At 43.6% G+C, this 13,054-nt stretch carries 12 protein-coding genes; 11 read left to right on the forward strand and 1 reads right to left on the reverse strand.

Annotated elements, in window-relative coordinates; all coding sequences use genetic code 11:
• The first annotated feature begins 115 nt into the window (after window positions 1-115).
• From WCM76_09585 to rocD, 8 genes are all read left to right on the forward strand, one after another.
• Window positions 116-811, forward strand: coding sequence for a hypothetical protein (locus tag WCM76_09585; GenBank protein MEI6765880.1), 696 nt, complete (start codon window positions 116-118; stop codon window positions 809-811).
• A gap of 18 nt (window positions 812-829) precedes the next feature.
• Window positions 830-1,498 carry a hypothetical protein gene (locus tag WCM76_09590; protein MEI6765881.1) on the forward strand — a complete coding sequence of 223 codons (669 nt, stop codon included), beginning with the start codon at window positions 830-832 and terminating at the stop codon, window positions 1,496-1,498.
• 21 nt (window positions 1,499-1,519) lie between these two features.
• On the forward strand, window positions 1,520-2,122 hold the full coding sequence (locus WCM76_09595; protein ID MEI6765882.1) for a hypothetical protein: 603 nt from the start codon (window positions 1,520-1,522) through the stop codon (window positions 2,120-2,122).
• Window positions 2,123-2,350: 228 nt separating this feature from the next.
• On the forward strand, window positions 2,351-3,046 hold the full coding sequence (locus tag WCM76_09600) for a hypothetical protein (protein MEI6765883.1): 696 nt from the start codon (window positions 2,351-2,353) through the stop codon (window positions 3,044-3,046).
• A gap of 78 nt (window positions 3,047-3,124) precedes the next feature.
• Entirely contained in the window at window positions 3,125-5,629 is a 2,505-nt protein-coding gene (locus WCM76_09605; protein ID MEI6765884.1) for a DNA translocase FtsK, read from the forward strand.
• Window positions 5,630-5,645: 16 nt separating this feature from the next.
• Window positions 5,646-6,290: an outer membrane lipoprotein carrier protein LolA gene (locus tag WCM76_09610; GenBank protein ID MEI6765885.1), complete on the forward strand. Its 645-nt coding sequence runs from the start codon at window positions 5,646-5,648 to the stop codon at window positions 6,288-6,290.
• A gap of 166 nt (window positions 6,291-6,456) precedes the next feature.
• Window positions 6,457-7,563: an acyltransferase gene (locus WCM76_09615; GenBank protein MEI6765886.1), complete on the forward strand. Its 1,107-nt coding sequence runs from the start codon at window positions 6,457-6,459 to the stop codon at window positions 7,561-7,563.
• A gap of 175 nt (window positions 7,564-7,738) precedes the next feature.
• Window positions 7,739-8,974, forward strand: a complete 1,236-nt coding sequence (gene rocD / locus WCM76_09620; GenBank protein ID MEI6765887.1) for an ornithine--oxo-acid transaminase — start codon at window positions 7,739-7,741, stop codon at window positions 8,972-8,974.
• An 87-nt stretch (window positions 8,975-9,061) separates the two neighbouring features.
• Here rocD and WCM76_09625 read toward each other — a convergent pair whose 3' ends face one another.
• Window positions 9,062-9,838 carry an SAM-dependent chlorinase/fluorinase gene (locus tag WCM76_09625; protein MEI6765888.1) on the reverse strand — a complete coding sequence of 259 codons (777 nt, stop codon included), beginning with the start codon at window positions 9,836-9,838 and terminating at the stop codon, window positions 9,062-9,064.
• 123 nt (window positions 9,839-9,961) lie between these two features.
• Here WCM76_09625 and WCM76_09630 point away from each other — a divergent pair, with 123 nt between their 5' ends.
• Genes WCM76_09630 through WCM76_09640 form a run of 3 tightly spaced genes read left to right on the forward strand, consistent with a single transcriptional unit; the run spans window position 9,962 to window position 13,023 of the window.
• On the forward strand, window positions 9,962-10,909 hold the full coding sequence (locus tag WCM76_09630; protein ID MEI6765889.1) for a PhoH family protein: 948 nt from the start codon (window positions 9,962-9,964) through the stop codon (window positions 10,907-10,909).
• Window positions 10,906-11,400, forward strand: coding sequence for a hypothetical protein (locus WCM76_09635; GenBank protein ID MEI6765890.1), 495 nt, complete (start codon window positions 10,906-10,908; stop codon window positions 11,398-11,400). Before WCM76_09630 ends, WCM76_09635 begins: the two co-directional genes overlap by 4 nt.
• A 36-nt stretch (window positions 11,401-11,436) precedes the next feature.
• Window positions 11,437-13,023, forward strand: a complete 1,587-nt coding sequence (locus WCM76_09640) for an immunoglobulin domain-containing protein (GenBank protein ID MEI6765891.1) — start codon at window positions 11,437-11,439, stop codon at window positions 13,021-13,023.
• Window positions 13,024-13,054: the final 31 nt, after the last annotated feature.

Below are 13,054 nucleotides of genomic sequence, written 5' to 3' on the forward strand. Positions count from 1 at the left end.
AAGGGGGTCAGCTTAACGCGGAACTAGGGGACCAGTTTGCGCGTATTCTCCACATGACATCCGGGCAGAGGAAACCTCTTTGTTTGTATTTGCCAAGTCCACTATGCATATTTTGATGCTGTTGTTTTTATGTTTTAGCGGCGGATGCAATAAAGACCTTGCCGATGTAACACCAAGTATCTTTAATTTTAAAGTAGTTGATTATTATTCCGGTCTGCCTGTTCCGAATGCCTATGCTATATTGAGATGCGATGAAGGTTGGGCAAATTATTATTATGATGAGGTAATAGGCCAAACGGACGTCAACGGTGAGTTTCAATACACCTACAACGTTATTGACAACAGGCCTGAAGATACCATTCTAAAGTATTATATTTTATTCACGAATCAGAATTATTCAAATCCTTCCGTCAGTCCGAATTTCCCCGACAAGACTCATGTGTATAAGTCGCAAACCACTGCAGCAATTGATGTGAAGATATTTCAGTGTTCCACAATTAATCTGACCACGAAAAGAATATCACAAAACCCCTTGAATTTAGGAATGTCTTATTGCGGGTTTTGTGTTAAATCATCCGATAAACCCGATTCTAATCATGTAAACCTTCATAAGCATTATAATGAAGGGAATGTCAATGACGTTCATAGTGAGACTTTTTATGTGCCGTCCGAAATGACGCAAATTATTTTCTCAAAAGTTTGCTGGATGTGTACAACGTTTCAGGATAATGACTGGGACGGAACAGGATTTTCAAGAGACAGTCTGCATCTGGGATATCACGAATCCCGTAATTATTATATCGAATATTAGAAACCGGGAATAAAAGAGATGAAGTTAAAATCAATATCATTTTCGCTCATTTTAATTCTGCTGTTCTTAGGCAGTTGTAAACTTGATCAGGATCTTCATGCTCCTACCGTTTTCAATTTAACGGTAGCTGATGAATATACCAATGAGCCTTTATCGGGTTGCCGAATCATCCTTCATCATCACAAGTGTGCAGGTTGTGACGACACTTGCACACTTGGGTATACCGATGCCGGCGGGCAGTTTCAGTACACTTTTGATACACAACCGTCAGAAGTAAACACATATGCTCTCAGCTTCACAAAACCTGAATATTTTGATGTCAGTTGGGGATTGGCGCTGACAAACAAAACCACGGATGAATTAATCAAAATGAGTAAAAAAACCACGCTGGGTGTAAAAATCAGACGTATCACACCACCCATTGGGTGCCCTCCGGAAACTTATTTTTTAGTCTACAGTGTTTATCAGGATGGGTCATGGGATATAAGCACTTCCTTTCAAACAGATACCGTAAGCCCGACAATCTATCATTACCGATATTATAATATCCGTGCGAAAACTACGTACACCACTACCTGGTTTAATCATCTCGAATCATCGTGTACCGGAATTGTTAACTCTGCCCGCAGTTACGGCACCTTAACAACCGGCTATAATGACACCACCTATTTCAATCTTGATTATTAACAGCAAATGAAATACCTCCTTATGATGAAAAAAACTATTGTGATAATCATATTGAACCTTCTTTTCTTTTCATGCTTTGGTCAGGATTCAGTGACGAAGATATATCATCGTTTCGGAGCCGGCGTTTGTACACAGTTTTCTGTTCAAAGTATGTTTAGCAAGACGCCTTACGTGTCGTATGCGTTACCCAACCATAAATTTGCACTGGGAGTGATTATCAGCAAGAGGCCGGTTAACCAAATCACTAACATATGGCATGAATATTACAATTCCTCAATGACTACTGAAGATAAAAACAGGGTAATAGGTGCCAGTGCATCATACAGGTTTTTTCCCAATCCTGCCGGAAAGGTATTTGACCTTTACTTTGAATACAAGCTCAACTGGGTAATGATGCGCTCAATAATAGATTATCATATTGCTGAGGCGTATTTTCATTCATTCGAAAATCTTATCAGTTATGGAATGGTAATTAAACTGCCGAGATACGTTAGCTTTTTTGTCGGTCAGGGTGTAGGCATTATCTTCAATGCAGGTCGATATAGCCATTATGATAGAATCTCTCTTTATGATAAAAACAAATTCTCCGTTGGTATGTATGGAGGACTTGATTTTCATCTATGACCCGGAATTCAGAGGATCATTTTGCCCCCACCCAGACCCTTCCCCGTAGAGTGGAAGGGAGTCAAACTGTCAACTTATTTCAGGGCAAGTCAAGGTAAACCCCCTGTTAACTACTTTCTTAATAAAATTTCACACTATTATAATATACTTTTTCAAAATCATTTACTTTTGCACCAATAAATTGGCACCGATTTTGGGAAGCCGCATGAAATCTTAAACACCTCAAATATGAAAACATCAGGAAAAATCTTTATTGCAATCTTTGCACTTTGTTTGATTGTTACCTCAGCGGCATTTGCCCAGAAGGCAGCGAAGCCCTTCAAAGGAGTTATCACTTATTCAATGAGTTACTCCGGCACCATTGATGCAGCAACAGCAGCACAACAACCTAAAATGATGGTAGTTTCCGTACTTGGCAATATTACAAAAACTGAGATTAACGCCGGACCGGTTGTTATTGACATGATTACCAACGGAGACGCCAAAACCGCGACCACACTGATTGATATGATGGGTCAGAAAAAATATTACAAAATGACCACCGCGGAGATTGATGCTAAAGTTGCGGAAGCCGGCACACCCGACATCAAATACACAGAGGAAACCAAAGTAATTGCCGGTTATACCTGCAAAAAAGCTGAATATACTACCAAAGACGCGGAAGGCAACGCTACCACAACCGTTATTTATTACTGCGAAGAACTGGGCGGTGTTGATGCCAATTACGGCGGACAGTTCACCGGCCTCAAAGGAATGCCGCTTGAATACGAAGCCACACAAAACGGCGTTATTACTAAAATAAGCGCTACCGAAGTGAAAAAAGGCAAAGTAAAAGATACCGATTTCCTGGTTCCTTCCGATTATACCGAACTTACCCCGGAAGAAAAACAGCAGATTATTGACCAGTTCAGCGGAAAAGAATAACGTACAACGAATTAACAGAGTAAAATCCTCTTTGACAGGAGGATTTTATTTTTTTATTAAAAATATCCAACAGGATAAATGCCTAAAAAGGAAGCTACCAATATTAAAAATACGCTGAGGGAAGAACCTGAAGAAACTATTAAAAAGCCGGCTAAGGCGCCCAGGGAGAAAACTGCCCGTCCTAAAAAAGAACAAGCACCCAAAGCCAAGTCAGTCAATAATCCGTTCCGCGGTACCGGGCTTTTCCTGAAAAATGAGAAATTCCAGAAGGTTACCGGACTCTTCATGCTTCTTTTTTCCTTCTATCTGGCCGTTTCCTTTACATCCTACCTTTTCTCGTGGAAAGCTGACGATAACATTTTCAACCAATCACTCGGTCGCATCCTTATTGACAATACCCTGATTTCTGAAAACTGGATGGGGAAAATTGGCAGTCTGTTTGCCTACATCTTTATCAAACGCTGGTTTGGTATTGCCTCCTATTTCTTTATTTTCCTGTTCTTTATTTCCGGAATAAAACTGTTTCTCAATATCACCATTCTCCCTTTAGGAAAGTCGTACCGCTATTCCTTATTTGCCATGGTATGGATTTCCATTTTGATGGGACTCGTCTTTACGGCAGAAAATCAGCTTATTTTAGGCGGCATATTCGGGTATCAGGTGGACCTCTGGATGGCGAATGTAATTGGCAAGACAGGTATCGGACTCATTCTTTTCTTTTCACTGGCGAGCTTCCTTATTATTGAATATAACATTCACCTGAAGTGGAAGAAAAAGCCCGTTGTTATTGCTGCCGCTGAAGAAGATGATGATGAAGATGCTGTTCCGGGCAATACGCTGCGCGATGAGCTTCCGGAAGAAGAACCCGAAGTGGAGCCGGGCGAAATAGAACTTGTTGTAAATAATAAGCCCGTAGTGGAAGAAAAGCCCGACGAAGCCTTATTTGTTGAGCTGGATCCTTCCCTCGACGGTATTGAGTTTACCGTGCAGAATGCCATGGAGGAAGAACCGGAACCTGCACTGATAACAGATAATACAGAACATCCGGAACACTTCGGCATTGATACCGAATATGACCCTACGCTGGAGCTTTCATCGTATCAGTTCCCTCCTATTGAACTGCTTAAAGAATACGACAGCGGCAATGTTACCGTGCAGAACGAAGAACTTGAAGCGAATAAAAAGCGTATCATCACCACGCTGAACAATTATTCTATTTCTATTGACCGCATCAACGCTACCATCGGGCCCACGGTAACACTGTATGAAATTGTACCGTCGGCCGGCGTGCGTATTTCCAAAATCAAGAATCTGGAAGATGACATTGCGCTGAGCTTATCGGCCTTGGGCATTCGAATAATCGCACCTATGCCCGGCAAAGGAACCATTGGTATTGAAGTGCCGAATCAGAATCCGAAAATTGTTTCTATGCGCTCTATCATCACCAGCGACGATTTTCAGAATTCAAAATTCGACCTGCCTATCGGTCTCGGAAAAACTATTTCCAACAAGCCATTCATCGCCGACCTTGCCAAAATGCCTCACCTGCTTATGGCAGGCGCTACCGGACAGGGAAAGTCGGTGGGTTTGAATGCCATCATCACATCTATTGTATATAAGAAACATCCGTCGCAGGTTAAATTTGTGATGGTTGACCCGAAAAAGGTGGAACTGACGCTGTTTTCAAAAATAGAACGTCATTTTCTGGCGAAGCTTCCCGATGCCGCCGAAGCCATTATCACCGACGTACGTCAGGTGGTATGTACACTGAATGCTCTGTGTATTGAAATGGATGAACGTTACGACCTGCTGAAATCTGCCGGCGTGCGCAACATCAAAGAATACAACGGCAAGTTTATCTCGCGCAAACTGAATCCGAACGACGGTCATAAATTTCTGCCCTACATCATACTTATAGTGGATGAGTTCGCCGACCTCTTCCTGACAGCCGGAAAAGAGGTTGAATTGCCCATTACACGGCTTGCGCAGCTTGCACGTGCCATTGGCATACATCTGATTGTGGCTACACAGCGCCCGTCGGTGAATATCATTACTGGCACCATCAAAGCGAATTTCCCGGCGCGTCTTGCATTCAGAGTAATCTCCAAGGTAGACTCACGGACTATTCTGGATTCGGGAGGTGCCGACCAGCTGATCGGACGGGGCGATATGCTGCTTTCTACCGGCTCAGACCTTATTCGCTTGCAGTGCCCGTTTGTGGATACACCTGAAGTAGAAGAAATCACCGAATTTATCGGCAACCAGCGCGGCTATAACGATGCGCATCTGCTGCCCGAATGCAATGATGAAGAAGGCGAAAGCAGTAAATCTGTGGACGCCGGCGAACGCGATGACTTTTTTGAAGAAGCAGCACGCCTCATTGTTTCTCATCAGCACGGTTCCACCTCATTACTTCAGCGAAAGCTGAAACTTGGCTACAACAGAGCAGGCCGTATTGTCGACCAGCTTGAAGCAGCCGGCATTATTGGACCTTTTGAGGGCAGTAAAGCCAGAGAAGTGAAAATCAAGGATATGACATATCTGGAACAATATTTGAAAAGCCTTTCCGACAACAATATTTAATTTAATAAAACCTGAAATGAAAAAGTTGCTTTTTATCTTACCGCTCTTCCTGCTGCCCCTGATGAAGGTTCAGGCACAGGACACCAAAGCAAAAGCCATTCTTGATGGTGTATGCGCGCAAACCAAAACCTACACTACCATAGAAATCGAGTTTTCCTATACTATGGAAAACAAGAAGAAAAACATGAAAGAGACCAAGAAAGGTACTGCCTGTATGAAGGGCGATAAATACTGGCTCAGCTTTGCCGGACAAACCCTTATCAGTGATGGCAAGACCACCTGGACGTATATCAAAGAATCAAACGAAGTACAAATCAATAATGTGAATACCGGTGATGATCAGTCGCTCAACCCGAGCAAACTGCTTACTGCCTACGATAAGAGCTTCACACCAAAATTCATTAAAGAAGAAGTACGTACCGGAAAAACGCTGCAAATTCTCGACCTGACACCACTCAAATCGCGCTCGTATTATAAGATTCGTGTTGAGATTGATAAAGTGCAGAAGCAGATTGCAAACTCTATTGTGTACGATAAAGACGGCGCCACTACCTACACCTACAGTGTTTCGAAGTTCACAACGAATAAGGCCATTGCCGACACCAAGTTCACCTTTAAAACATCTGATTATCCGGGTGTTGAAGTAGTTGACCTGCGTTAATAATTGTTAACTTAGGTTAGATATCTTTCCACTGATTCTCAAAGTGACCAGAAGGTATTGTGTGCCGTTCAAACGGCACATAATACCTTGATTGTAAGCTTCCGCCATATAAAAAGAATGCGCAGCTTGTAAAAACAAGATAAATCTGTACATTTGAAATATGATTATGGATAAAGAACACATTGTTCAACTCGACGGAATTCGCTTTTTTGCTGTCAGTATGGTTATTCTGGCGCATTCCGTTCAATGGCAATGGGTGCAACCCTGGCTTACCATGCTTCCGCTGTCGCAGGGTGTCACGCTGTTCTTTGTCCTCAGCGGATTTCTGATTACCAAAATTCTACTCTCCAACCGCGATAAATACGCTGCACATAACATGGGCAAAAGCCCGTTGGTTAAGAACTTTTACATCCGGCGTTTTTTGAGAATTTTCCCTATCTATTACCTCACCATTTTCTTTCTCTATTTTATAGATTATGGAAATGCGAGAGCAATTTTTCCCTGGCTGGTAAGCTATACAACCAATATTTACCAATCGGTTCATAGTGTCGGGCTTATCAGTTTCAATCATTTTTGGTCATTGGCTGTCGAAGAGCAGTTTTATTTATTCTGGCCGTGGATAATCCTTTTTGTCAATCGTAAATACCTTGCCGGGATTATTATATCTACCATCGTTGCCGGGATACTTTCAAAGTTATACATCTTTCTTTTCGTTCAGAGCTGGATGGCAGGCGCCTATTTTACACTCAGCTGCATGCATGCACTGGGACTCGGTGCCCTGATTGCATGGATAGCGCTTTACAGGAAACCGCTCTTTCTGCAGTTGTCAAAATACTACTGGACCTACGGAAGTATGATAATTTATTTTATACTCATCTGGGTACAGCACACCTATAAAATAATGTGGTACAAGGAAATCTTTGAAGATTTTATGTTTGCAATAGCTTCAGGATTTATTGTAATCAGGGCAGCCCAGAATAAATTCACCTTCCTCAGCAGAAAAATTCTTGAACATCCGTTTGTAGTTTATGTTGGTAAAATTTCATACGGCATGTATGTTTACCACCTCTTCATGCAGCCTCTTTTTTATTACATTTCACCGCATATAGGTATCATGGTAACGGATAAATATTCAATGTTTGCGTTTACCTATCTTCTTACGTTTATACTGGCGCACATCTCATGGAAGCTGATAGAAAACCCGATTAATAATCTAAAAGGCAAATTCCCCTATTTCACGGCTCCCGGTGAAGCGTCAATCAGAAATTCATAATCCGACAGCTGTTTGCTTTGAACAGTCTTCATGAAAGCTTTTGGCGATTCAAGGGCGTGTATCTGTTTTTACAAACTTTATTCAATTCACTGTAAATCATTTTTTGCCTTGCGGCGAATTATTATCTTTGCACCCAATAATTTATCAGAAACCAAATCCAAAACCAGATAATTATATGAGCGAAACAACGATTGGAAGTGCGGCGGCACAAGCTGCTATTGGTCTTGAAGACAAATACGGTGCACACAATTACCACCCACTGCCGGTAGTGCTTGCCAAAGGCGAAGGCATTTTTGTATGGGATGTAGACGGAAAAAGATATTTTGATTTTCTGTCGGCTTACTCAGCCGTGAATCAAGGGCATTGCCACCCTAAAATTGTTGAAGCCATGGTTGAACAGGCTCGTACGCTTACCCTTACCAGCCGCGCGTTCTACAATGACTCACTCGGACCTTACGAAAAATTTGTGACGGAATATTTTGGCTACGACAAAGTGCTTCCGATGAATACCGGAGCCGAAGGCGATGAAACCGCCATCAAACTCACCCGTAAATGGGGCTATACCGTAAAAGGAATTCCTGAGAATCAGGCAAAGATTATCTGCTGCAACGATAACTTCCACGGAAGAACGACTACCATTATTTCTATGTCAACGGACCCTGACGCCTATGCCGATTTCGGACCGTTTACTCCCGGCTTTATAAAAATACCTTACAACGATTTGAATGCTTTGGCAAAAGCACTGGAAGATCCGAATGTAGCAGGTTTTCTTGTTGAGCCTATTCAGGGCGAAGCCGGTGTTTTTGTACCGGATGAAGGTTATCTGAAAAAAGCCTTTGAACTCTGCAAAGCAAAAAATGTATTGTTCATCGCCGACGAAGTGCAGACAGGCATTGCACGCACGGGCAAGCTGCTTGCCTGCGACCACGAAGGCGTGCGCCCCGATGTTCTGATTCTTGGCAAAGCACTGTCTGGTGGTGCATATCCGATATCTGCAGTATTGGCTGACGATGCAATTATGCTAACCATAAAACCCGGTCAGCATGGTTCAACTTTCGGCGGAAACCCGGTAGCAGCAAAGGTTGCTATTGCCGCACTTACCGTTGTGAAAGACGAAAAGCTGAGTGAACGTGCCGAAAAAATGGGCAACATATTCCGCGAAGGCGTAAAAGCTATAAAATCAGACATGATAGAACTGGTTCGTGGCAAGGGATTGCTGAATGCCGTCATCATCAAACCTAAAAACGGCAAGGAAGCATGGGATGTTTGCATGAAGATGGCTGAAAACGGACTGCTGGCAAAACCCACACATGGACATATTATCCGCTTTGCACCTCCTTTGATTATTACCGAAGAACAGGTTCTCGAAGCTGTAAAAATTATAGAGAAATCTATACTTTCATTTGGATAACAAATGTTTGAAAAACGAAAGCCGCATCTTCAGGGTGCGGCTTTTTTATTTTATATGACGAAATAACCCGGTTTACCTCTGCTGCAATTATTCTTCAAAATCGATGCGTACGCTGTCGGCAATCTGCAGACCAAGCAAACCTGATGCACAGCCCTGATTGATGGCAACTTCAAGGTAGCCGGTGGTACCAAACAAGGTCACGATTTCACCGGGAGGCACGTCGCTGTATGCTTTCTTTATTTCATCCGTTTCGTCGGTGCGGAAATATACAGTAAACCTCCGCCCTTTCCCGATTTCTTTAAAAGCAGCTTCGGTAATATTGGTAATACAATTATCGAAAGAGTCAATGTAGGTTACCACTCCGCGAATAATATTTTCTTCATACACGGGTTTAAAAGCCACGAGCCGGTTATAATCATTCATGGGTGAACCGGTACTTTCAATAGATGCACCGGAAGCAATCATGCAGGCCACTTTTACAAAAACATCGCGCGACGAAAAAGTGAAATAATCAGAATCCTGCGGAATGGAAATCTCAATCATTTTTTCAGGTTTCTCATCAAAAATAAGAGAGAAAATGCCGTTATCGGCTCCAATGAAATAATGTCCTTTATATAATGCAACAGCATGAACGTGTTTTACAGATGCTTCGGTATTTACGGCAATGATGTGTATGGTGCCTTCCGGAAAATGATGAAAGGCATTACGGAGTACAAAAGCTGTTTCGGTAAGATTGAAATTACCAATAGTATGCGAAATATCTACTATAGTAATAGCCGGGTCTCTGGAAAGAATGGCGCCTTTAACCGCAGCAGTGTAGTGATCTTTTGTTCCCCAGTCGCTTGTAAGAGTAATAATTGCCATATGCACACCTAATCTTGAACATTTCAAAATTAATAATATATAGGATAATACTGCCGTATTTTTTTTATAATTTTGATTTGGCGTACCTTTGTTGTTCATATTCCAATACTACCTACATCACGCATGAGCGAGAAAAATATTGTTATTGAAGTTTTCGACCCAAGAGATATTTACGGAGTTAATGAAGCCAACATCAAGCTGCTGAAAGATTTTTTTCCGAAACTTAAAGTGGTTGTAAGGGGCGATACCATTCGCCTGATTGGTGATGAAGAAGAAATAAACCGTTTCGATAAGTGCTTTGAAGCGATGATGCGCTATTACGAAAAATTCGGTATGATAAACGAACACGTCATCACGGAACTATTAAGTTCGGCCGATAACAGCGCCACAAACCCTGAGAATGGTGATGATATTCTGGTTCATGGTCGTAATGGGAACTTTATCCGTGCCAAAACGCCTAACCAACGCGTCATGGTAAGCAGCATCCGTAATCACGACATGCTTTTCGCGATAGGACCTGCAGGCTCAGGAAAAACATATACCGCAGTTGCACTTGCCGTTCGTGCATTGAAAAATAAAGAAGTAAAACGAATCATACTCACCCGACCGGCTGTAGAAGCTGGCGAAAACCTCGGTTTCCTTCCGGGTGACCTTAAAGACAAGCTCGATCCGTATCTGCAGCCCTTGTATGATGCGCTTTGGGATATGCTCCCAGCGCAGAAGCTGAAAGATTTTATTGAAGAAGGCATCATTGAAATCGCTCCGCTTGCCTTTATGCGCGGACGAACACTTGACAATGCATTTGTTATTCTTGATGAGGCGCAAAATGCGACTATCCCTCAGATGAAAATGTTTCTTACCCGCATGGGAAAATCAGCCAGATTCATTGTAACAGGCGACATCACTCAGGTTGATCTTCCCAAAAATCAGGCAAGCGGACTCATCCACGCGGCAGGAATTCTGAAAGGCGTTGAAGGTATTGCGTTTGTGATGCTGGATGAACAGGACATCATCCGACACGGATTGGTTACCACCATATTGAGAGCATACAATAACGGAGAATCGAAATGAAACGATTAATACTGGCATGTACTGCACTGCTGCTGATGCTCTCGGCTTGCGATAAGCGCTATCCCGAAGGGCCATGCCTGAGTTTTATAAAGGCTGATAACCGCATAGCGGGAAAGTGGGCAATTGCAGAATTGGCGGTAAACGACAGCACCGAAAATGTTCAGGCATTCGCTAATTATACACTTTCATTTTTCTTCAACATTGAACACCTATGCTTTGTTAATCTGGTGAGCAATAACAATGATTCTATTGTTGCACAAGGAAATGTTATTGTAAATGACCGCCGCACTATCATAGAATTTGAGATGCTGCGTACCTCCGGTAATGAAGCTGCAGCCGACAGTATTTTGCTGCGCATTCCGCCATTTGAAAGCAAAAATGAATGGGCCATCACAAGGCTCAAGCGAAAAGAGATGCATATTGCTTCGATAGTCGGTGATAAAGAATATAAAATTTCGCTCGAACTAATCAGTGACTTTGATAACATTTGATGATTTGTAATTTTCTGAAACTAAAAAACATTTTTTATGAGAAGGTTCATGTTGCTTTTGGTTGCCATTCTATCGTGCCTGAACACACAGGTTTTTTCGCAGGGTACTGCCATTAACACAACAGGCAATACACCGGATGCATCTGCAATTCTGGATGTTTCAAGCAATGCGAAAGGCATGCTGTTACCGCGGATGACACAGGTGGAACGTCTTGCCATTCCTAATCCTGCCGAAGGGCTCACTGTTTTTCAAACCGACGACGGATGCTTTTATTACTTCCGTAACGGAATCTGGTGGCGTGTATGCGGCATTCCGGATTGTACCGGTTTTAATTTCTCGGTACTTGCCGGAATCACGGGACCCAATCCGGTATATGCAGGCAGCACTATTGCTTTGACTTCAACAGTGACAGGTGGCTCCAGCCCGATAACATTCAGCTGGTCGGGACCATCCGGATTTAGCAGCACAACTCAAAACCCTGTCATTGCAGGAGCGCAACCGGCCATGAGCGGTGTATATTATGTTACCATTAACGAAGGTCACGGGTGCACGGCGTCATCGTCCATTAATGTCGGAGTATGCGGCACCACAGTTCTTGCAGGCAGCAATTCCATAGTGGTTGTGGGCAGCACGCTTAATCTTAGTGCAACGGCTTCTAACGGCACAGCTCCTTACAATTATAGCTGGACCGGTCCAAACGGTTTTTCAAGTACCGTGCAAAACCCATCAATTAGCAATGCACAAACAAACAACTCAGGTTCATACATTGTTACGGTTACCGATGCGGGTAGCTGTGTTGCAAAAGACACCGCTTCGGTAACAGTGAGCACTTGCGTGACCAATGATTCTGTGGTTTTCACTTACACGGGCGGGTCACAGAGCTGGACGGTTCCTGCGGGCATTTGTGGTAATGTTACCTTTAAAGTTTGGGGCGCTCAGGGCGGAAACGGCGGTGGAAACGGCGGTTATGCCGAAGCGAAGAAAATAGCTACTTCAGGCGACGTATATACAATTTATGTCGGCGGTCAGACCGGATTCAATGGAGGAGGAACGGGCAGCAGCAATAAAAATGGCGGCGGCGCTTCTGATATTCGCTATGGCGGTTCATCACTGAACGACCGTATTATTGTTGCCGGTGGCGGTGGTGCTCGCGGCGGTGCCGGTGAAGGCGGTGCCGGTGGCGGTGGCAACAGCTGTTCAAATGGTGCAGGTGGTGCCGGAGGCTTTTATCCGGGTGGTGTTCCCCATGCCGGACCGGGTAATCCGGGCACTTGTACATCGGGTGGTTCAGGCGGAAGTTCCTATGGCGGATGGAGTGGTGGCGGCGGTGGCGGTGGCCTGACCAGCGGTGGTGGTGGAAGCCCCAGTGGTGGTTATGGAAATGCAGGAACCGATGGAACATTCGGGACAGGAGGAAACAGGGGTTTTAACACGGGCTATCCTACCTGCGATTCAGGTGCCGGTGGCGGTGGCGGATATTATGGTGGCGGCGGTTCCGCCGACGGTCAGTGCGCTGCACTTGGCGGCGGTGGTGGCTCATCATGGGCATCATCATCACTCAGTAATATGGTATTTGTTGGTGGAGTGCAAACCGGCGACGGTCGTATTGTCATCAGATGGTAATTTTTTTTTGTTTCTAATATACACTTTAAAA

Source organism: Bacteroidota bacterium (assembly GCA_037133915.1).
Classification (GTDB): domain Bacteria; phylum Bacteroidota; class Bacteroidia; order Bacteroidales; family CAIWKO01; genus JBAXND01.

Excerpts from the sequence above, each read along its gene's own strand:
- WCM76_09640 (MEI6765891.1), top strand. The coding sequence starts at position 11,437 with ATGAGAAGGTTCATGTTGCTTTTGGTTGCCATTCTATCGTGCCTGAAC.
- WCM76_09595 (MEI6765882.1), top strand. The coding sequence starts at position 1,520 with ATGATGAAAAAAACTATTGTGATAATCATATTGAACCTTCTTTTCTTT.
- WCM76_09635 (MEI6765890.1), top strand. The coding sequence starts at position 10,906 with ATGAAACGATTAATACTGGCATGTACTGCACTGCTGCTGATGCTCTCG.
- WCM76_09610 (MEI6765885.1), top strand. The coding sequence starts at position 5,646 with ATGAAAAAGTTGCTTTTTATCTTACCGCTCTTCCTGCTGCCCCTGATG.
- WCM76_09585 (MEI6765880.1), top strand. The coding sequence starts at position 116 with ATGCTGTTGTTTTTATGTTTTAGCGGCGGATGCAATAAAGACCTTGCC.
- WCM76_09615 (MEI6765886.1), top strand. The coding sequence starts at position 6,457 with ATGGATAAAGAACACATTGTTCAACTCGACGGAATTCGCTTTTTTGCT.
- WCM76_09630 (MEI6765889.1), top strand. The coding sequence starts at position 9,962 with ATGAGCGAGAAAAATATTGTTATTGAAGTTTTCGACCCAAGAGATATT.
- WCM76_09605 (MEI6765884.1), top strand. The coding sequence starts at position 3,125 with ATGCCTAAAAAGGAAGCTACCAATATTAAAAATACGCTGAGGGAAGAA.
- rocD (MEI6765887.1), top strand. The coding sequence starts at position 7,739 with ATGAGCGAAACAACGATTGGAAGTGCGGCGGCACAAGCTGCTATTGGT.
- WCM76_09590 (MEI6765881.1), top strand. The coding sequence starts at position 830 with ATGAAGTTAAAATCAATATCATTTTCGCTCATTTTAATTCTGCTGTTC.
- WCM76_09600 (MEI6765883.1), top strand. The coding sequence starts at position 2,351 with ATGAAAACATCAGGAAAAATCTTTATTGCAATCTTTGCACTTTGTTTG.
- WCM76_09625 (MEI6765888.1), bottom strand. The coding sequence starts at position 9,838 with ATGGCAATTATTACTCTTACAAGCGACTGGGGAACAAAAGATCACTAC.